This window comes from Paraburkholderia saeva, assembly GCF_907164555.1.
In the GTDB taxonomy this organism is placed as follows: domain Bacteria; phylum Pseudomonadota; class Gammaproteobacteria; order Burkholderiales; family Burkholderiaceae; genus Paraburkholderia; species Paraburkholderia saeva.
On the sequence record NZ_CAJQZC010000002.1, the window covers coordinates 87,489 to 106,469 of the forward strand.

Consider the following 18,981-nt stretch of genomic DNA (forward strand, 5'->3'; position numbering starts at 1 on the left):
GCAAGCCCGATGCCAGCAGGCCTGCACGGGCGGAGCGCTCACGTCATGGCTGCTAAAGCGCGACAGTTTTAACAGGCGTGTAATGATCATGGCGATTTCCAGCAGGAGTTCGCCGGCGGATTTCCGTGTCGTGCGAACGGCTCAGGCTGCCGCCACTGTCGCGTCGCCGGCCGCGGCGGCGCCCGGCACGGTATGCACGTACTCGATGGCGCGCAGCACTTCGTCGACGGGCGGCACGCTCAGTCCATCGCCAACGGAAATCGAACGGAATGGGGCCTCGATGCCGAAGTGCTCCCGCGAAGTGGAAACGAAAATCATGATGGCGCGCTTGTGCAGCGCGTGTGCGAGATGCACGAAACCCGTATCGACACCGACGACGAGTGCAGCCCGGTCAATCATCCGCGCGATTTCGGTGACGTCCATGGGCGGCAACAGCGTCGCCTCCGGCACCAGCGCACCGATCGCGATCGCTTCGACGCGCTCGGCGGGTGATCCCCACGGCAGTTCGACCACATAGCCGCGCCCGATCAGGTTGCGTGCAATCGCGGCCCAGTGCGTTGCGGGGAGCTTCTTGTCGTCCTTGGATGTCGCGTGAAACAGCATCGCGACGGGCGCGACGCCCGTTGCCGCCACCGATGAACCGGATGTGCCTGGCACCTGCAGATTGAAAACGGGCGGCCCCTCGACCTGGAAGCCGAGCGCGTCGCCCACGCTGATGCGCATGCCGTGCCACGCGTTGACTTCGGCGCGCGGTGCGAGGCGGCCCGTATAGGCGAACGCGGCGCCACTCTCGCCGAGATCCTGGGAGCGATAGCCGAGCGTGCGCGACGAGCGCGCCAGGAACGCGATGATGGCGCTCTTGTAGACACCGTGAATGTCGATCACGACGTCGTAACGCTCAGCACGCAACTCGGCGATCGAAGCGGCGATCGAGCGGAAATCCGCGAGACTGCGCGCCTTCTTGAAGCGTCGCAGCGGCGCGCACAGTACCCGGTCGATGCCCGTGTTCCAGCGGGCGACGTCGGCGAACATCTCGTCGGCGGCCCAGTCGACCTGGACGCCGGGAAAAGCACGCTTGATGTCGGCGACCACGGGTTGCGCCTCGATGATGTCGCCGAGCGAGGTCACCTTGACGATCAGGATGCGCTTCATGGGCAATGTGTCGCTTTTATCAGGGATTGAACCATTTCAGATCAGTTCCCCTATGTAAAACGTGCATTCTACGGAAGTTGAGACTTCAATGCAGGAAGTGGCGGCAGACTCCCTGTAACGAGTCGTTACCGCTCAAGGCCATCGGGATCGCACCGGATTCACACGGATCGCGCGACGGCCACACGGGATTCCCTCATCCTGCGCTCGTAGCGCACCCTTATAATCCAACCTTTGCCTCCACAAACCGCCATGCTCCGGGCACTTCCCCCCCTGACCTCGACCGTCGTGAGACGCGCGCGACGCCTGTGGCGCCAGTTTGGCATTTTCTGGCTCGGCGCGATCGCGGTGGGTCTCGTCGCCGTGCTTTACGCGCGGCTCATCGACTGGGGCTACGCGACCTTCAACGCGATGCAGCATCGGCACGTGTGGCTGCCGCTCCTCGTCACGCCGGCAGTCGCCGCATTGTCGGTATGGCTCACGCGCCGTTTCTTCCGCGGCGCCGAGGGTAGCGGCATTCCACAGGTCATTGCCACCCTGCACACGAATACCGGCGAAACCGGCTCACGCCTGCTCACGTTCCGGATTCTGCTCGGCAAGATCGCCGTGTCGTTTCTCGCGATTCTGGGCGGCTTTACGATCGGCCGCGAAGGGCCGACCGTCCAGGTCGGCGCCGCACTGATGTTCAACCTGCGGCGCCTCTACCCGCGTTCGAACAGGCATATCGAACGGCAACTGGTACTGGCCGGCGCGGCGGCCGGACTGTCGGCGGCGTTCAATACGCCGCTCGCCGGCATTGTCTTCGCGATCGAGGAACTGACCCGTAGCTTCGAGGCGCGCGCAAGCGGCGTGCTGATCACGGCGATCATCATTGCAGGGGTGATCGCGCTCGGCCTGAACGGCAACTACACCTATTTCGGCACGATCCAGATCGGCGCGCGCTTCCCGGACGCGCTCGCGCTCGCCGTGGTGCTGACCGCCATCGTGACCGGCATCGCGGGCGGCATTTTCTGCTGGCTGCTGCTCAACACCGGGCGCTGGATTCCCACGCCGCTGCGCAGGCTGCACGGCGAACGGCCCGTCGCGTTTGCCGCGATGTGCGGGCTCGCGATCGCGGTGATCGGGCTGATTTCGGGCGGCACGACGTTCGGTAGCGGCTACGCCGAAGCGCGGGGCCTGCTGGACGGCACCGAACATCTGTCGATGTTCTATCCGCTGCTGAAGATGGCGTCGATGGTCGGTTCGTATCTCCCGGGCATTCCGGGCGGCATCTTCGCGCCTTCGCTGTCCATCGGTGCGGGCTTCGGTAACGTGCTGCACATGGTGTTCGACAACATGGAACTGCAAATGTTGATCGCACTGGCAATGGTCGGCTATCTGGCCGCGGTCACGCAGTCGCCGATTACATCGTTCGTCATCGTGATGGAGATGATCAACGGCCACGCACTCGTGATCTCGTTGATGGCAACGGCGCTGATTTCGAGCCGCGTGTCGCGCTTCTTCGCACCGCCGCTCTATGAAACGCTCGCGCAGCGCTATATGGCGCCGCTGCCACGACCAGCGCCTGCGCCTGTCCCCGAAGTACCGGAAGTGGTCATCGAAGACGAAGCGGGCGAGCGCCCGGCCGATAACACGCCTCAATAAAAGACAATGGCTGCCGGCCGGTAATACACCGGCCGCGCGGGCACAACCACGCAACCGGCCAGCGTGAGCGCCAGCAGCGCCACGGCACAGCGTCTCTTCTTCACAGGATGCTCCGTCGGGCGCACGACGTTCGCGCTATCCACGCCCTCCTCGCTTTTCAGCCTGAGACAGCGCGTTGCGCTCGTGTCCGCTGGCCGTATAAACGGCCTCGTATCGATGCGCCGATGCGATCTATCGATCGACCGGCGCATCTCAGGCGAAGCGGATCAAGCCCAGTGACCTTCGATCCAGCGCCAGTTCGGGCCGTGCTCGACCCAGTGTCCCGGCATCCAGTGATAGCCGACACGCTCGGCCTGCCAGTGGCCCGCGATCCACACGTAGTGGCCACGTTCGTAACGCCAGTGACCGTGATCCCATACATAGCCCGCACGCGGTGCCGGCGCCGGCTCGTAGCGCACGGCTGGCGGCGCAGTGGGCGCGTAGATCACCACTTCCGCAGCCGACGCTGACGCCACGACGCATGCTCCAGCAGCAACGAGCGCAGCCTGCGCAATGAAAAGACGTAGGGACGTTTTCATGGTTCTCCCTGGGTCGAAAATGCCACTGATGGCGATACCGGTTCAATGCGCGAGCGACCCGATTCGCTGACATCCGCGTTGTTACTGCGATGCCCGAAATGCAACGGGATATTTCGATGCCGGCAACAGACATCGAAGCGCACGCACGCGAGGGGCAGGCAGCACTAGCCATGCCGCGAGACTGGCGACATACAAGAGGAAAACGCGGAAAATCTGAGAAGCGCACGGGCCACATGAAGGCCAGCGGCGATTGATACGCCACGCGTCGCCCGACGATACGGAACGCGCGCAGCGCAACAGAACAACAAACCAGCGAGGCCGGAGAACGGGCCTGCCGTTCAACCTGCCATCAGATCAAGCCTGGGGAATCTCGATCTTCACTTCGAGCACTTCGAGGTCATCCTGACGCTCGAGGCTCACGCGAATATCGTCGTCGGAAATCTTGACGTACTTCGAGATGACCGCGACGAGTTCGCGTTGCAACGCCGGCAGATAATCCGCGGGCGCATGGCCCCCGGCGCGCTCGTGCGCGATGATCAGCTGCAGGCGTTCTTTCGCGACCGAAGCGGATCGTTTTTTCTCGCCCAGCAAAAACTTGAGAATCGACATGACGTGCGCTCCCCTTACTTGGTGCCGAAGAGGCGCTGCAGCAGGCCCGGCTTCTGGTAATCGGTAAAGCGAAGCGACTTCTGTTCGCCGAGGAAACGCGACACCACGTCTTTGTAGGCTTCCGCTACATCGGTACCGTCGAGGTGCACGGCCGGCAGACCCTGGTTCGACGCATGCAGCACCGCTTCCGATTCCGGAATCACGCCGATCAGGTCGATGCGCAGGATTTCCTGGATGTCGGTGAGCGACAGCATTTCGCCTTCGCTCACGCGCTTCGGGTTGTAGCGGGTGATGAGCAGATGCTCCTTGATCGGCTCCTTGCCTTCGATGGCGCGCTTCGTCTTCGAAGAAAGAATGCCGAGAATACGGTCCGAGTCACGCACCGACGACACTTCGGGGTTCGTCACGATCAGCGCTTCGTCGGCGAAGTGCATCGCGAGCAGCGCGCCCGATTCGATACCGGCCGGCGAATCGCACACGATGTATTCGAAGTCCATCGCGATCAGATCGTTGATGATCTTCTCGACGCCTTCCATCGTGAGCGCGTCTTTGTCGCGCGTCTGCGAAGCCGGCAGGATGAACAGGTGTTCGCACTTCTTGTCCTTGATGAGCGCCTGGTTCAGGTTCGCTTCACCCTGGATCACGTTGATGAGGTCGTACACCACGCGGCGCTCGCACCCCATGATCAGGTCGAGGTTACGCAGACCGACGTCGAAGTCGATCACGGCGGTCTTGCTGCCGCGCAGCGCGAGGGCCGATGCAAAACTCGCGCTCGTGGTCGTCTTGCCCACACCACCCTTGCCCGAAGTCACCACAATGATTTTTGCCATAACCCTTACCTTGTGTCCGTCAAATACGTTCAGATTCTTGTGTAAGTCCGGCGGCGACCGGGCCAGCAGTGCGCGATGACAACGCCGCGCACGCACCCGCCTTTCAGGTCAGCCGCAACGGTTCGATCATCAGCTTTTCTTCGTCGAGCCGGATCTGCACCGCCTTGCCCAGCACATCCGCGGGCAGCGGGTTCTCGGTCGTGCGGTAGATGCCCGCGATCGAAATGAGCTCCGGCTCGAGACACGTGCAGAAAATGCGCGCGTCGTGGTTGCCCTGCACGCCGGCGAGTGCCCGACCGCGCAACGGCGCATAGATATGGATATTGCCTTCCGCGATCACTTCCGCGCCGTAGCTCACGAGGCCCAGCACAACGAGATCACCCTTCGCGTAAATCCGCTGGCCCGAACGTAACGGCTTTTCGATCACCAGCGTCTGCGCCGACGTCGCCACCCTCACCGGTTCGGCAGAATGCGTGGCCGACGCCGCTGCGGCTTCGGCGGCCGCTGCGGCAACCGTTTCGGCTGCGCCCGACGCAGCCTGCGCATCGCTTTCGGCCTCGCCCGAGGCTTCGCTGTCGCCCTTCGACGCGACACCGCGACGATCGCGCGCCTCGAGGAACGGCAGGCCGGCACCGGCAGCCCACGTCTGTTGCGCAGCATCCGCGACGATACCGACCGGGCGCATGCGCACGCTGTCGAGCATCTGCGCGATATCGGCGAGCGGCACGCGTTCTGCGGCGGCAAGCCGGCGTACGTCGATCGCGACGGTATCGTTGGCGAAGAATTCCGGGGTCGCCTCGAAGCGCCGGGTCAGCTCGGCACGGATTGCGTCGAGGTCGGTTGTCTTGACCACGAACAGCAGCGTGTCGACAGAACCGCTGCGCAGTTCAAAAAAAGGCGATTTCCTGGGCGGCATAGCGTTCGGCAAAAAATTTTGCGTATTTTACAGGCGTCCACGCGCACAGCCAGGTTTTTTGGCAATAAAGGACGCGAGACGGGAGAAAAAAAGACGCAGCGAACGCCGCAGCGACGGAGATAAAGCCTGAACGGCGGCGCCCGGCAGCACCACCGGATACATCATGGCGCGGCAGGCTCCGCCGCGGGCGGCACGTGACGTACGAGCAGGGTTTCCCACGCGTCCGCCGTGCGGGCCGTACGGGTGTGCTCGCCGGTCGGACCGAAGCCGAGGCGCTCGTAGAAGCGCATCGCCGTGCGGTTCGAATCGGCCACCCACGCGTAGATTTCGCGCGCCCCCTGGCTTGCCAGCCACTCGCTCGCGGTGTTCACGAGCAGCTCGCCGCCACGCAGATGCCGCACCGCCGGCGCGACCCACAGCTCGCTCACGAACGCACGATGCAACGCCGATTCCTCGAAACACGCGCCGATCAGACCGGCCGGATGGCCTTCCGTATAGAGAATGAAGGAAGTGGTGTCGTCGGAGCACGCGTGGTGGGCCGCCGTGGTGTCGAACGAGGTGGCGTCGGCAAGGAGTGCGTCTTCGAGCGTTTCCCCGAATGCGTAGGGCGCTTCACGCAGCGACGCGGTACGAAGCTCGCGGAAGACGGCGCCCTGGTCGGCAGCAATACGGCGAACGGTCAGTGACGGACTCATGCAGACGAAAACCCCTTGGAGCGCTAACGCGTAGCTTTAACCGAACCGGCGCGCGAGTCAAATCCTTATTTTTACGACGTGCACGGCGGCCGGCGTAAATGCAGGCAGGCGATGTCCGCTCAGGGCGCCTCGTATGCGCCCGTGCCATCTGGCCAGGGAGTCAGCAGTTCGAAGCCGTCGTCAGTGACGGCGATCATATGCTCCCATTGTGCCGAGAGGGAGCGATCCTTCGTGACCACGGTCCAGCCGTCGCGCATCACGGTGGTGCCGGCGCGGCCCGCGTTGACCATCGGCTCGATCGTGAACACCATGCCCGGCTTCAGGCGCATGCCCTGCCCCGGCTGGCCGTAATGCAGCACCTGCGGGTCTTCGTGATAGACCTTGCCGATGCCGTGCCCGCAGTAGTCGCGCACGATCGAGAAGCCCTTGCGCTGTGCGGTCTGCTGGATCGCATGGCCGACGTCGCCGAGCGTCGCGCCCGGCTTCACCTGACGAATACCCGCGATCATCGCGGCGTAGGTGGTGTCGATCAGCTCACGCGCGACCGGGCTCGGCTCGCCGACGCAGTACATGCGGCTCGTGTCGCCGAAATAGCCGTCCTTGATGATGGCGACGTCGATGTTGATGATGTCGCCATCTTTCAGCACTTCGCCGCGGTCTGGAATGCCGTGGCACACGACCGAATTGACCGACGTGCAGACCGTCTTCGGAAAACCCATGTAGCCGATGTTGGCGGGAACAACCTTCAGCGTGTTGACGATGAAGTCGTTGCAGAGCGCGTCGAGGTGATCCGTAGACACGCCGGGCTTCACGTGTTCGCCGATCATCGCGAGAACATCCGCCGCGAGACGGCCTGAAATGCGCAGCCGGGCGATGTCGTCGGGAGTCTTGTAAGTGATGGCCATATCGTGTGCGCGTTCCGTTCAATGCAGGACAGCGGACACGTCATGAACCTGCGCGTTGCGCCACGCGCTCGCGGCGCCGTCGCAACCGGCAGACCTGACCTGAAAACGCCGCCGCCCAGGTTGTCGATCGGCCAATTGTACAGAGGATGCGCGTGCCGCACCGGCGCGGCCGCTTCGCGAAACGTTGTACAGCATATTGTACATCCGCGAAACGCACGATCAATCAGGTATCCGGAATATTTATTGACGGCGTGCGCGCGCGGGAAGATCTTGCTTCATTTAAACGCGGGCATCCAGACACACCTGCTGCAACGACAGCCGGTGTCGTAGCCCGCTGACTTGAGAAGCGAAGCGGCCAGGCGGAGAAGCTCCCGCCCGGGCGTCGCGACGCCACCGCCGCCCGGCGTGCACCTACATTTGCGCGAGCTTTTCCAGCGCGTGCTTCCAGACCTGCTGCGTGCGCAGGCCGGTGAGTTCGCGCCAGTCGGCGTCGGCGGGATAGAACTGCTCGAGAATCGCAGTCTTGATCTTGCGGCCGGTGGCGTCGAACGGATCGCCACGCAGATGCAGCCAGTGATCGTCGCGCAGGATCGCGTGACCGACATGACCATCGTACGTCCCGCATTCAATGACGAACTGCATCAGGTTCACGTCGTGCAACTGGTCGAGCAGCGCCTGCGACGTGTAGCCGGTTGCAGTGGCTGCGATGCCGGTGTCGGACGTGGCGTCGGTAGCGGTGATGATGGTGCGAAGCCACGGGCCGTAGACCGATTGCGCCATCGCGTGCGCCGGGTAGCTGCGCTCGGCGATCGTCATCAGCAGCGGATAGCCGAACGGACCCGCGCCCGTATGCAGGTCGAAGCTCATCGCCGTGCGGGCGCCTGCGACGTGTTCCGCCATGATCTTGCGCACGGTGCGGTTGGTCCACGTGGCGGTTTTGCCGCCAAAGAAAAGACCATCGCTGTGCACATACTGGCCTGCTTCGACGATGTTCATCATCGGCGTGTGGCCGAGATTGCGCTCGTGCGTCGCGAACAGTTCGTCGGCTGCGCGACGGCCCGGGCCGTCGAGGTCTTTCGCCAGATAGATTTCGTGCAGCGTTTCGTACGCGGCGTTCGAAGGCAGCGGGCGGTCGAAGTTGACGTAGTTGCGATTCACGTCGACGTTGTCTTCATTCACGCGACGCATCCATGCCGTGCCCCACGGATTGACGAGGTGCACGAGCACAACGGAGACATCCTTCGGCAGATCGCGGCCACGCAGATCGTGCAGCAGGCGGATCTGGCATTCCGAACCGTAATAGCCTTCGATGCCATGCGTGCCCGAAATCGCGACGAGACGATTCGGCGCGTTGCGATCGCCGAGCACCGCGACATCGGTGGCAAGCGCTTCGCCGCGCGGCCCTTTCAGCGGATGCGGATATTCGAAGTGCTGGCCGCCCGCCTCGGCCACCGCCTTCAGAAAGCGCTGGCGCTGGTCTTCATAGCTGGGAGATTCGATGAAAGCGGAAGTCATGACAGATCCTGAAACGTAGGCGAAAACGAAATGATGCCGCGCGCGGCGCACGAAAGCGAGCGTTTGCAGCAAGGGCCTGCCCGCGGGCCGCGGACGCCGTCAGTCTGACGCCGGCCAGGGCAGCCGGTCGAGCGACCAGTCGAGTTCGACGCCCACGACGCAACGCCCGTGCTCAGTCGGCACCGCGATGGTCACGGCGATGCACGGCCGGCCGCTTGCGAGCGAGAGATACGGGCTGCTCGTCACCGTAACGCCCGGGCGCAGCACCGCGTTCCTGAAATACGGCCGGTGATCCCACCGCGCGTCGCGCGGATTGGCGACCGGCTGCAGCGAATCGCCCGCTTTCATCGACGCCATCCCGTTCACCTCAAGCCCGACCTGACGGCCGCTTTCGTCGAGAATGAAACAGCTGATGCACAGTTCGAGCGTCGCGAGCGGCGCGAACGCATCTTCGAGCGGCACGCCGCCCGAGTAGGCCTGCGCGGCCAGGTCAAGCGCGAGCCGGTACGGATGAAGCTCCGATTCGAACAGCGCATGCTGATGCGTACGGCCTTCGGCGATCACGTCGAACGCGTGGTCGATGCGGCGGTTCACCGGCTCCGGCGGCGTGATCGTCGCGGCAGGCCGGCCAAGCAGATAGCCCTGCGCGAAGTCCACGTTCGATTCGACGGCAAGAATCAGCTCGTCGGTGGTTTCCACACCTTCGACCACGACCAGCATGCCCGCCTGATGCAGCAGCGAAACCAGCTTCGGCAGGATCGGCTGCTGCGCGCCGGGGCTCGTCGCGCGGATCAGTTCGCCGTCGAGCTTCACAAGATCCGGACGGATCTGGAACAGGCGATCGAGGTTCGAATGGCCGGCACCGAAGTCGTCGACCGCGATCAGAAAACCGTGTTCGCGGTACTGTGTCGCCGCGCGCGACAGCGCGTCGACGCTGCCGCCGTGCGACTCCAGCAACTCGAGCACGACGCGCCCGGGGCTCAGTCCAACAGAACGGGCAACGTCGGCGAGCTGGTCCGCGTAGCCTTCCGCGACAAACGATGCCGGCAGGATGTTGAGGAACACCCACGCGTCGCCGGGAATCACGCGTGCGGCATTGGCAAGATGCAGCGCGTGACTCACGCGATCCAGATCGTTCTCGCTCGTAAACGGTTTCGGTGCGAAGAGGATCGCCGGCGGGATGAGCGACCCGTCGTCGCGCTCGCCGCGCAGCAGCGCCTCGAAACCGACCTGCTTCTGATGCGACAGACTGTAGAGCGGCTGGAAATGCGAGCTCAGATAGTGATCGTCCCACGGCTGGCGGACTGGCTCGCACGGCGACTCGCCGCCTGGGTGCGCGTCGCTCGCGGGCGACTCGAGCGGCTTGAGCCGCGCGGCGTCGGCCGACACGGCCCGTTCGGCGCACACGCGATTGCGGCCCGAGTGCTTCGCGCGCAGCAGCGCTTCGTCGGCGCGATCAAGCAGCGACATGAAGCCTTCGCCCACGCGATATTCCGCGACGCCGAAACTGGCCGTCAACGCACCGTCCGGACGCGCGATGCCCGAGATCGCGATGCGCAGCGTCTCCGCGAAGCCGACCGCGCTGCGCAACCCGCCCCGCTGCAGCAACGCGAACTCCTCGCCACCGATGCGGCTGACGTTGTTGTCCACACTGGTATGCGCTTTCAGGAGCTGCGCGACCTCATGGAGCATCTGGTCGCCGAGTGCGTGGCCGAAGCGGTCGTTCAGCGACTTGAAGTAATCGATATCGACGAAGATCGCGCTGAATTTCGCATCGTCGCTGGCCGTCGACAGCAGTTTCTCCGCGCCTTCCTTGAACGCGCGGCGGTTTTGCAGGCCCGTCAACGGATCGGTGGCGGCGAGTTGCACGAGGCGGTCTTCGAGCAGGAAGTGATTGCGTCGAAACCAGTAGAAACAGCCGTGAAAAACTGCCGCCGACGAAAAGCTGATCGCGATCCACATCCAGCAGACGAGATGTGCGCCGTCGTGCGTCGGGTGTATGTCCAGCATGACTGGCAGCCCGGTCGCGTAGAACACGACGGTGCCGATGAGGAAATGCGTGGGGGTCAGCCAAAGCGGCGCGGCGCCCATCACGACCATCACCATCGCGGGGAGTGTCCACAGCAGCGGCGACGTGAGACCGATGACGTTGAGCCCGATGCCCACCTGCAGCATCAGCGTGAAAGCAACGCTGATCGCGCCAAACACCCATGTGGTCTTCACGCGGGGCATCGCCATGGCGAGGAGCGCGAGACACAGCCCGCAGGCGAACCGGTGCTGCAACCCGATCGCCGGACCCTCGACGAAACTGCGCGTCGCGACAAACGACAGGTACGCCACGACGGCAAACGCCATCGTGATCGCGGAGAGCGAACGCTGATGTTCAAGCGAGCGCTGATGAAACCGGCGACGGAAGCCGGCATCAGTAGTCTGTCGCGTGGTGGAGGAAAGCATATCGATGAGAATCAGGCCGGCTCCGGTCACTTTGCCATTGGTTAACGGCAAAAAATCGCCTGGGTTGAGCGGATCAGCCTGTGAGGCGCGACGACACAACGTAGCGGTGCTCCGCCGGCACGTAATAGCGCGCAGGAGCATTGTGGTGCATCAAAAAAAACTGCCCGGCAAAAACAAAAACCCCGCATGACTTTCGTCATGCGGGGTTTTCTGGATTCTGGCGGAAAGGGTGGGATTCGAACCCACGGTACAGCATAACTGTACACCGGATTTCGAGTCCGGCGCATTCGACCACTCTGCCACCTTTCCGGCATTGTTGACGCTTGAATTTTGGCTTTTGCGTCAGTCCTCAAGCGGGTCGCTGCTTGGGGAAGCGAAGATTATAGAACAGTTGAAACCGCTTTCCAAGCCCCTTTTTGCAAAAACTCGCAAAGGCCCGACGCAATCCTGCCCGGCGCCCTTTACTCAACCCGCGGCAGGCACTGCCAGACGCTCGACTCCTCCCAGATACGGACGCAGCGTCGCCGGCACCGTCACCGAGCCATCTGCGTTCTGGAAATTCTCAAGCACGGCGACAAGCGTACGGCCAACCGCGAGGCCAGAACCGTTCAGTGTGTGCACGAGTTCCGGTTTGCCCTGCGCGTTGCGATAGCGCGCCTGCATGCGGCGCGCCTGGAACGCTTCAGTGTTCGAGCAGCTCGAAATCTCGCGATACGTGTTCTGCGCCGGCACCCACACTTCGAGGTCGTACGTCTTCGTCGCCGAGAAACCCATGTCGCCCGTACACAGCGTGATCACGCGATATGGCAGTTCAAGCTTCTGCAGGATCGTTTCGGCATGCACGACCATCTGCTCCAGCGCGTCATACGACGTTTCGGGCGTGACGATCTGCACCATCTCGACCTTGTCGAACTGATGCTGGCGAATCAGGCCGCGCGTGTCGCGGCCGTACGATCCGGCTTCTGAGCGAAAACACGGTGAATGCGCGGTGAGCTTGATGGGCAACGCGACTTCATCGAGGATGCTGTCGCGCACCGTGTTCGTCAGCGAAATCTCCGACGTCGAAATCAGGTACTGCGTGATCGTGTTCTCACCGCCGCCCTTCTCGACACGGAACATGTCGTCGGCGAATTTCGGCAACTGGCCGGTGCCGTACAGGATTTCCGGATTGACGATGTACGGCGTGTACACCTCGGTGTAGCCGTGATGCTCCGTGTGCGTGTCAATCATGAACTGCGCAAGCGCACGATGCAGACGTGCGATCTGCCCGCGCAGCAGCGTGAAGCGCGCGCCCGAGAGCTTCGCGCCCGTTTCGAAATCGAGGCCGAGCGGCGTGCCGACATCAACGTGATCCTTCACCTCGAACTCAAACTGACGCGGCGTGCCCCAGCGGCGCACTTCGACGTTTTCCGTCTCGTCACGGCCGGCCGGCACGCTTTCGTGCGGCAGGTTCGGCACGCCCAGCAGCAGGTCCGACAGACGCTTCTGGATATCTTCCAGCTGCGCCGCCGACGCCTTCATCTCGTCGCCCAGTCCGCCCACTTCGGCCATCACGGCCGACGTATCCTCGCCTCGCCCCTTCATGCCGCCGATCTGCTTCGACAGGCTGTTACGGCGGGCCTGCAGCTCTTCGGTACGGGTCTGGGTGGCGCGGCGTTCGGCTTCGAGTGCGGAGAACGCCGCCACGTCGAGGGTGTAGCCGCGGTCGGCGAGGCGTTTCGCGACGCCGTCGAGGTCTTTACGCAGCAGCTGGATGTCGAGCATGGGATTGGGGCGGGTATTCGTTGTGTGAAGGTGCGATTTTAGCGCAACCGGCCAGCGGATCAGCCGCGCGGCGCGGCGTTGTGCGCGCGATCAATCTTTCTTCTGCCTGTTCTCGCTGCGCCATTGCGCATCGAGCTCACGCAGACGGTTCATCTTGTCGGCGATCCTGCCTTCGAGACCGCGCGGCGTCGGTTCGTACCAGTGCGGCTCGCGCATGCCATCGGGCAGATAGGTTTCGCCGGCTGCGTACGCGTCGGGCTCGTCGTGCGCGTAGCGATAGTCGTGGCCGTAGCCAAGCTCTTTCATCAACTTCGTCGGCGCGTTACGCAGATGCACCGGCACGCCGCGCGACTGGTCCTTCCCGACGAACCGACGCGCCTCGTTGTACGCCATGTAGCCCGCGTTCGACTTCGGCGCGACTGCAAGATAGATGATCGCCTGCGCGAGCGCGAGCTCGCCTTCGGGTGTGCCGAGACGCTCGTAGGTTTCGGCAGCGTCGAGCGCGATGCGCGCGGCGCGCGGGTCGGCGAGGCCGATGTCCTCCCACGCCATGCGCACGATGCGCCGCGCGAGATAACGCGCGTCCGCGCCGCCGTCGAGCATGCGGCAGAACCAGTACAGCGCGCCGTCCGGATTGCTGCCGCGCACGGATTTATGCAGCGCGCTGATCTGGTCGTAAAACGCGTCGCCGCCCTTGTCGAAGCGGCGCAGGTTTTCGGTGAGCGCACTGCCGAGCAACGCGCCGTCGATTTCCGTCGTCTTCTGCTGCACGGCGGCCCGCGCGACGATTTCCAGGTTGTTCAGCAGCTTGCGTCCGTCGCCGTCGGCGGAGCCGATCAGCGCGTCGCGCGCTTCGTCCGTGAACGTGAGGCCGCCGAGTTCCTTCTGCGCGCGATCGAGCAGTTCGCGCTGCTCGTCGTCGTCCAGGCTTTTCAGCACGTAGACAGCGGCCCGCGACAGCAACGCGCTGTTCACCTCGAACGACGGGTTCTCGGTCGTCGCGCCGACGAACACGAACAGCCCCGACTCGACGTGCGGAAGAAACGCATCCTGCTGGCTCTTGTTGAAGCGGTGAACCTCGTCGACGAACACCAGTGTCTGGTGGCCGTGCGCGCGATGCACCTGTGCGGTTTCGACGGCCTCGCGGATATCCTTCACGCCCGAAAGCACCGCCGACAGCGCGATGAACTCCGCATGAAATGCGGCGGCCATGAGGCGCGCGAGCGTGGTTTTGCCGACGCCGGGCGGGCCCCAGAGGATCATGGAATGCGCCTCGCCCGATTCGAACGCGACACGCAGCGGCTTGTTCGGACCGAGCAGGTGCTTCTGTCCGATCACTTCGTCGACAGTGCGGGGGCGCAGCCGCTCGGCAAGTGGCACGTTGGCACGGGTTTCTTCAAACATGGCGTTTTGTGGATAATCTCGCATTCGGTACAGCAAGGTGCGTGCGCGGGTGGCGCGCCTTCACGATCCTGCATTATGACAGCCGGCAGACCGTGGCGAGATGCGGGCACGCGACGTTAACCATCCGGCCAGGGTCACAGCGCTGCCGACACGCGGCACAATGCGGTCATGCGGTCGTGCTCTCCGGAACCGGGGCGCATGTTGCCTCGCCGCATCAAGATAAATCAGCAACACACAGGGACACCTTTAGATGGCAAACGATCCAGTCTCCGGCGAAGCCGGTTCTACTTACGCTCCGCTTACACCGGTGCCCGACTCGCGACGCGCGTTTCGCACCAGCGACGCGTTCGCGCTGTGGTTCTCGCTCGGCATCGGTCTGCTGGTGGCGCAGGCGGGCGCACTGCTCGTGCCAGGCCTGTCGCTGCCGCATGCGCTGGCAGCGATCGTCATCGGCAGCGTGATCGGCGTCGTGCTGCTGGCGCTGGCCGGCGTGATCGGCACGGATACGGGGCTCGCGGCCATGTCGTCGCTGCGGCCTACGCTCGGCGTACGTGGCGCCTCGGTGCCGGCCGTGCTCAACGCGGTGCAGCTGGTCGGCTGGGGGGCGTTCGAAATCATCGTGATGCGCGATTCCGCCGATGCGCTCGCCAAACAGTCGTTCGGTCTTTCGATGCCGCTCATCTGGACGGTGATCTTCGGCGTACTGGCCACGCTGCTCGCGATCAGCGGGCCACTTTCGTTCGTGCGGCGCTTTTTGCGCACCTGGGGCATCTGGCTGTTACTCGCGGGCGCAGTGTGGCTCACGTGGAACGTGCTCGCAAAGCACGATCTCGCCGCGCTGATGCAGCGTCCCGGCACGGGTGAAATGCCGTTTGGCGGCGCGATCGATCTGGTCGTCGCCATGCCGCTTTCGTGGTTGCCGCTGATCGCGGATTACACGCGCTTTGGCCGTCGCGCGGGCGAGACGTTTCGCGGCACGCTACTCGGCTACGGCATCGCGAACATCTGGTTCTATGCGCTCGGCGCGATCTATGGCCTGGCTGCCGGCGGCGGCGACACCCTGCTGACCACGGCGCTCGCCCAGGCCGGCGGCGGTCTCGCACTGCTGCTGATCCTGATCGACGAAATCGACAACGCGTTTGCCGATATCCACTCTGCGGCCGTGTCGACCGGTACGTTCTGGACCCGCATGGGCGTGCCGCTGCTGTCGGCTTCGTTCGGTCTGGTCTGCACGGTGATCGCGCTGGCGGTGCCGATGGCGAAGTACCAGAACTTCCTGCTGCTGATCGGCTCGGTATTCGCGCCGCTCTTCGGCGTGGTGCTGGTGGATCACTTCATCGTCCGCAAACGTCGTATCGATGCGGCGGTGATCGGCGACGTGCGCGGGCGCTACGGTTTCTCGGGCGGCTGGCACGTCAGCGCGTTCATCGCGTGGGCGATCGGCATCGTGGCCTATCAGGCGATCAACCAATGGCTGCCGAATCTCGGCGCTACACTGCCGGCGCTCGCGGTCGGCGCGCTGTGTTATCTCGCGTTCGTGTCCGGGCGGCGCGAAGCGTACGCGTAAATGCAAATGGCCCGCCTGTCGTGAGACATCGCGGGCCACTCGGCTTTTACAGCTTAGCGCGACGCCGGTCGATACTCGACGCCTGGCAGCACGCACAGCAGTTCATACGCCAGATTCGCACCGAGCAAGGCGGTCGTGCCGAACGGATCGTACGGAGGCGCGACTTCCACCAGATCGCAGCCGACGATGTTCAGCCCATGCGATCCGCGGATGATTTCGAGCGCCTGCGGCACCGTCAGCCCGGCGATCTCGGGCGTGCCCGTACCCGGCGCAAACGCCGGATCGATACCGTCGATATCGAACGTGATGTACACCGGGCCGTCGCCCATGCGCTCACGCACACGCTTCATCAAGGGTGCCAGCGACTGGTTCCAGCACGCTTCGGCCTGTACGACTTCGAAGCCCTGATCGCGGCACCAGTCGAAGTCTTCCGCTGCATAGCCGGTGCCACGCAGGCCGATCTGCACAACACGCGACGTGTCCAGCAGCCCCTCTTCCACCGCGCGGCGAAACGGCGTGCCGTGGGCGATCTTCTCGCCCATCATCGTGTCGTTGACGTCTGCGTGCGCGTCGACGTGAATCAGGCCGACCTTGCCGTGCTTGCGGTGAATCGCGCGCAGGATCGGCAGCGCGATCGTGTGATCGCCGCCTAGCGTGACCGGCTTTGCGCCGTGCTGAAGAATTTCGTCGTAGGCGGTCTCGATGCGTGCGATCGAATCGAGCAGGTTGTACGGATTGATCGCCACGTCACCGATATCGGCTACGCGCAGCGAATCGAACGGCGCTGCACGCGTCGCCATGTTGTACGGGCGAAGCAGGACCGATTCCGAGCGGATCTGGCGCGGGCCGAAACGCGCGCCCGTCCGGTTCGACGTCCCGAGGTCGAACGGCACGCCGACAAAGCACGCGTCCAGCCCTTCAGCCGATTCGACGTATGGTAGCCGCATCATCGTCGTGATGCCGCCGCAGCGGGCCATCTGGTTGCCCGAAAGCGGTTGCGGATGTTCGGCGTTGGCGTCGGGAAAAACGAAGGCTGAAGGTTTCATCGTGGCTCGCCCATAAAAGATGCGGATCTTGCGGAAGGGGCTGGCTTACATGGGGTAATCCCGATCAATCCAGAACCCGTTTGAATTCTCATTCTTGTGCACTTTTCGCGAAGATAAAATGCGAACAGAATAAACTTCACATTCATCGGCATCGATGTTTCCCTGCCCTACCTTCGCGCCACGGTGCACAACGCCATGTTCTCCCAACTGACCGACCTCGATCTACGGCTGATTCGCGTGTTTCTGGCCATCGTCGACGCCGGCGGCGTCACGGCCGCGCAGGCGACGCTCAACATCGGCCAGTCGACGATCAGCACCCAACTCGCCACGCTCGAAACGCGCCTGGGATACCGGCTATGCGAGCGCGGGCGCGGCGGATTCGCGCTGACCGCGCGCGGCGAACAGTTCGTGGACGCCGCGCGCACGCTGCTTTCGGCGATGGATACGTTCGGGATGCAGGCGCGCAACGTCGGAAGAAAGCTGGTTGGCACGCTGGGAATCGGCATGATCGGCCACACGCCGGTGTCGGCGAGCGCACGGATCAGCGAAGCGATCCGCCGCTTTCGCGCACGCGACGAGTCCGTGCGGTTCTCCATTCTCGTGCGCTCGCCGGGGGAGCTTGAAGAGCTGTTGCTAAGCGAGCGCATTCAGGTCGGCATCGGCTACTTCTGGCACCGGGTACCGTCGCTCGAATACACGGAGATTTTCGCGGAAGACCAGTTCGCGTATTGCGCGAAGGATCACCCGCTCTTCGCCACGGCGGGCACTGTCGACCCGGCCGAAGCCGCGCAACACGCATGGGCGTGGCGCAGCTATCCACTACCTGAGGCTGGAAGTTCGACGGCCGCGCAGAACGTCACCGCCGTGGCCGACAACATGGAGGCGGTCGCGATGCTCGTGCTCTCCGGCTGCCATCTCGGCTATCTGCCGGAGCACTACGCCGCGCCGTATCTGAAGGCGGGTCTGCTCGCCGCGCTGAATCCGCAGTCGATGCGCTACCGCGTCACGTTCCAGATGGTCACGCGTGCGCGGCAGCACCGCACGGATATCGTCGAGGCATTCATCGACGACATGAAGGCCGTCCATCCGCCGGGCGAAGTAAACGCCGCAAACGAAACGGGCGGAAACGCCTAACCGTTGATCACATCCGCGCCCTTCGGCACGGTGAACTTGAACTGGTTAGGCGTGAGCGGCGGATTCTTCTGGATGTTCGAGAACGTCAGCAGCGTGACGTTGCCGAACACGTCGTGCAGTTCCATCGCTTCCAGATTGCCGTTGCGAAAGCCAATGCCGACGCGCTGAAACTGCGTGTCCTTCGACTTCGGCGTGAGTTCGAGCCAGTCGATACCATCTTTCACGCCCGCGTCGTGCAGCGTGAAGTTCTTGTCGAGATCGTTGCTGCCGAAGAGGATCGCCGCCGGGCTTGCGCCGAGCGCGCCGCCCAGCGTGCGCACCGTGACCTGGTTCAGGTCCTTGTCGTAGACGTAGAGCTTGTCACCGTCGGCCTGCAGCAACTGTTCATACGGCTTCTCGTACGCCCAGATGAACTTGCCCGGCCGCGCGAACAGGAACGTGCCGCTCGATGTGCCGCCCGCCTTCGACGTCGTCGACATCGCACCGCTTGCGCCCTGCGCATTGCCCGGCGCCTTCACCTCGCGCTGCACGAACGTGCCGCGCGCCGCATGCACCTGCGACACGAACGCCTTCAGCTGCTCCGTTCCGCTCGCAAACGCCTGCGACGCGAACAGCATCGACGCGCCCACCACGACACCCGCCGCGACGCGAGCCAGCGAACGCGCCACTTGAGCGAAAGCGAAACGGGAAACACGGGCATTTAGCCCGACAGGTTGCTGCATGTCTTTCTCCATGGAAGGAATGTGTCGCTGCGGCCGCGTCGGTTGTCCG

General features: G+C 63.8%; 16 protein-coding genes and 1 tRNA gene. 3 read left to right on the forward strand and 14 right to left on the reverse strand.

Annotated features, from left to right (window positions below):
* Positions 1-141: 141 nt before the first annotated feature.
* On the reverse strand, positions 142-1,152 hold the full coding sequence (gene waaC, locus LPA36_RS04560; protein WP_228874961.1) for a lipopolysaccharide heptosyltransferase I: 1,011 nt from the start codon (positions 1,150-1,152) through the stop codon (positions 142-144).
* Between the two features lie 249 nt (positions 1,153-1,401).
* Here waaC and LPA36_RS04565 point away from each other — a divergent pair, with 249 nt between their 5' ends.
* Positions 1,402-2,793, forward strand: a complete 1,392-nt coding sequence (locus LPA36_RS04565) for a chloride channel protein (RefSeq protein ID WP_228874962.1) — start codon at positions 1,402-1,404, stop codon at positions 2,791-2,793.
* A gap of 266 nt (positions 2,794-3,059) precedes the next feature.
* Here the strand turns inward: LPA36_RS04565 and LPA36_RS04570 are convergent, their stop codons facing one another.
* The 11 genes from LPA36_RS04570 to LPA36_RS04620 all read right to left on the reverse strand — a co-directional run bounded on the left by LPA36_RS04570 (position 3,060) and on the right by LPA36_RS04620 (position 14,463).
* The gene (locus tag LPA36_RS04570) at positions 3,060-3,371 is read right to left on the reverse strand and encodes a hypothetical protein (protein WP_228874963.1); all 312 of its coding nucleotides are present in this window, start codon (positions 3,369-3,371) and stop codon (positions 3,060-3,062) included.
* A 354-nt stretch (positions 3,372-3,725) separates the two neighbouring features.
* Entirely contained in the window at positions 3,726-3,980 is a 255-nt protein-coding gene (gene minE, locus LPA36_RS04575) for a cell division topological specificity factor MinE (RefSeq protein WP_228874964.1), read from the reverse strand.
* Positions 3,981-3,994: 14 nt separating this feature from the next.
* Complete coding sequence (gene minD / locus LPA36_RS04580; protein WP_228874965.1) at positions 3,995-4,810, reverse strand: septum site-determining protein MinD; 816 nt, start codon at positions 4,808-4,810, stop codon at positions 3,995-3,997.
* Between the two features lie 103 nt (positions 4,811-4,913).
* Complete coding sequence (minC, locus tag LPA36_RS04585; RefSeq protein WP_228874966.1) at positions 4,914-5,726, reverse strand: septum site-determining protein MinC; 813 nt, start codon at positions 5,724-5,726, stop codon at positions 4,914-4,916.
* 161 nt (positions 5,727-5,887) lie between these two features.
* Positions 5,888-6,421, reverse strand: a complete 534-nt coding sequence (locus LPA36_RS04590; protein WP_228874967.1) for a GNAT family N-acetyltransferase — start codon at positions 6,419-6,421, stop codon at positions 5,888-5,890.
* Positions 6,422-6,540: 119 nt separating this feature from the next.
* Complete coding sequence (gene map / locus LPA36_RS04595; protein ID WP_228874968.1) at positions 6,541-7,326, reverse strand: type I methionyl aminopeptidase; 786 nt, start codon at positions 7,324-7,326, stop codon at positions 6,541-6,543.
* Between the two features lie 411 nt (positions 7,327-7,737).
* Positions 7,738-8,841 carry a DUF2817 domain-containing protein gene (locus tag LPA36_RS04600; protein ID WP_228874969.1) on the reverse strand — a complete coding sequence of 368 codons (1,104 nt, stop codon included), beginning with the start codon at positions 8,839-8,841 and terminating at the stop codon, positions 7,738-7,740.
* A 99-nt stretch (positions 8,842-8,940) separates the two neighbouring features.
* Positions 8,941-11,295, reverse strand: coding sequence for a bifunctional diguanylate cyclase/phosphodiesterase (locus LPA36_RS04605; protein ID WP_228875611.1), 2,355 nt, complete (start codon positions 11,293-11,295; stop codon positions 8,941-8,943).
* A gap of 218 nt (positions 11,296-11,513) precedes the next feature.
* Positions 11,514-11,604 (reverse strand) — tRNA-Ser (locus LPA36_RS04610).
* A 156-nt stretch (positions 11,605-11,760) separates the two neighbouring features.
* Entirely contained in the window at positions 11,761-13,059 is a 1,299-nt protein-coding gene (serS, locus tag LPA36_RS04615) for a serine--tRNA ligase (RefSeq protein ID WP_228874970.1), read from the reverse strand.
* Between the two features lie 90 nt (positions 13,060-13,149).
* Complete coding sequence (locus LPA36_RS04620; RefSeq protein ID WP_228874971.1) at positions 13,150-14,463, reverse strand: replication-associated recombination protein A; 1,314 nt, start codon at positions 14,461-14,463, stop codon at positions 13,150-13,152.
* A gap of 250 nt (positions 14,464-14,713) precedes the next feature.
* Between LPA36_RS04620 and cytX the strand changes: the two genes are divergently transcribed.
* Positions 14,714-16,030, forward strand: a complete 1,317-nt coding sequence (gene cytX / locus LPA36_RS04625; protein ID WP_228874972.1) for a putative hydroxymethylpyrimidine transporter CytX — start codon at positions 14,714-14,716, stop codon at positions 16,028-16,030.
* Positions 16,031-16,083: 53 nt separating this feature from the next.
* Here cytX and speB read toward each other — a convergent pair whose 3' ends face one another.
* A complete protein-coding gene (speB, locus tag LPA36_RS04630; protein WP_228874973.1) occupies positions 16,084-17,076 on the reverse strand; it encodes an agmatinase in 993 nt (330 codons plus the stop codon).
* A 195-nt stretch (positions 17,077-17,271) separates the two neighbouring features.
* Between speB and LPA36_RS04635 the strand changes: the two genes are divergently transcribed.
* Positions 17,272-18,210 (forward strand): LysR family transcriptional regulator, encoded by a 939-nt coding sequence (locus LPA36_RS04635; protein WP_228874974.1) that lies wholly within the window; start codon positions 17,272-17,274, stop codon positions 18,208-18,210.
* Here LPA36_RS04635 and lolA read toward each other — a convergent pair.
* Positions 18,207-18,932 (reverse strand): outer membrane lipoprotein chaperone LolA, encoded by a 726-nt coding sequence (lolA, locus tag LPA36_RS04640; RefSeq protein WP_228874975.1) that lies wholly within the window; start codon positions 18,930-18,932, stop codon positions 18,207-18,209. The two genes, LPA36_RS04635 and lolA, sit on opposite strands and share 4 nt — an antisense overlap.
* Positions 18,933-18,981: the final 49 nt, after the last annotated feature.

Excerpts from the sequence above, each read along its gene's own strand:
- waaC (WP_228874961.1), bottom strand. The coding sequence starts at position 1,152 with ATGAAGCGCATCCTGATCGTCAAGGTGACCTCGCTCGGCGACATCATC.
- LPA36_RS04565 (WP_228874962.1), top strand. The coding sequence starts at position 1,402 with ATGCTCCGGGCACTTCCCCCCCTGACCTCGACCGTCGTGAGACGCGCG.
- LPA36_RS04570 (WP_228874963.1), bottom strand. The coding sequence starts at position 3,371 with ATGAAAACGTCCCTACGTCTTTTCATTGCGCAGGCTGCGCTCGTTGCT.
- minE (WP_228874964.1), bottom strand. The coding sequence starts at position 3,980 with ATGTCGATTCTCAAGTTTTTGCTGGGCGAGAAAAAACGATCCGCTTCG.
- minD (WP_228874965.1), bottom strand. The coding sequence starts at position 4,810 with ATGGCAAAAATCATTGTGGTGACTTCGGGCAAGGGTGGTGTGGGCAAG.
- minC (WP_228874966.1), bottom strand. The coding sequence starts at position 5,726 with ATGCCGCCCAGGAAATCGCCTTTTTTTGAACTGCGCAGCGGTTCTGTC.
- LPA36_RS04590 (WP_228874967.1), bottom strand. The coding sequence starts at position 6,421 with ATGAGTCCGTCACTGACCGTTCGCCGTATTGCTGCCGACCAGGGCGCC.
- map (WP_228874968.1), bottom strand. The coding sequence starts at position 7,326 with ATGGCCATCACTTACAAGACTCCCGACGACATCGCCCGGCTGCGCATT.
- LPA36_RS04600 (WP_228874969.1), bottom strand. The coding sequence starts at position 8,841 with ATGACTTCCGCTTTCATCGAATCTCCCAGCTATGAAGACCAGCGCCAG.
- LPA36_RS04605 (WP_228875611.1), bottom strand. The coding sequence starts at position 11,295 with ATGCTTTCCTCCACCACGCGACAGACTACTGATGCCGGCTTCCGTCGC.
- serS (WP_228874970.1), bottom strand. The coding sequence starts at position 13,059 with ATGCTCGACATCCAGCTGCTGCGTAAAGACCTCGACGGCGTCGCGAAA.
- LPA36_RS04620 (WP_228874971.1), bottom strand. The coding sequence starts at position 14,463 with ATGTTTGAAGAAACCCGTGCCAACGTGCCACTTGCCGAGCGGCTGCGC.
- cytX (WP_228874972.1), top strand. The coding sequence starts at position 14,714 with ATGGCAAACGATCCAGTCTCCGGCGAAGCCGGTTCTACTTACGCTCCG.
- speB (WP_228874973.1), bottom strand. The coding sequence starts at position 17,076 with ATGAAACCTTCAGCCTTCGTTTTTCCCGACGCCAACGCCGAACATCCG.
- LPA36_RS04635 (WP_228874974.1), top strand. The coding sequence starts at position 17,272 with ATGTTCTCCCAACTGACCGACCTCGATCTACGGCTGATTCGCGTGTTT.
- lolA (WP_228874975.1), bottom strand. The coding sequence starts at position 18,932 with ATGCAGCAACCTGTCGGGCTAAATGCCCGTGTTTCCCGTTTCGCTTTC.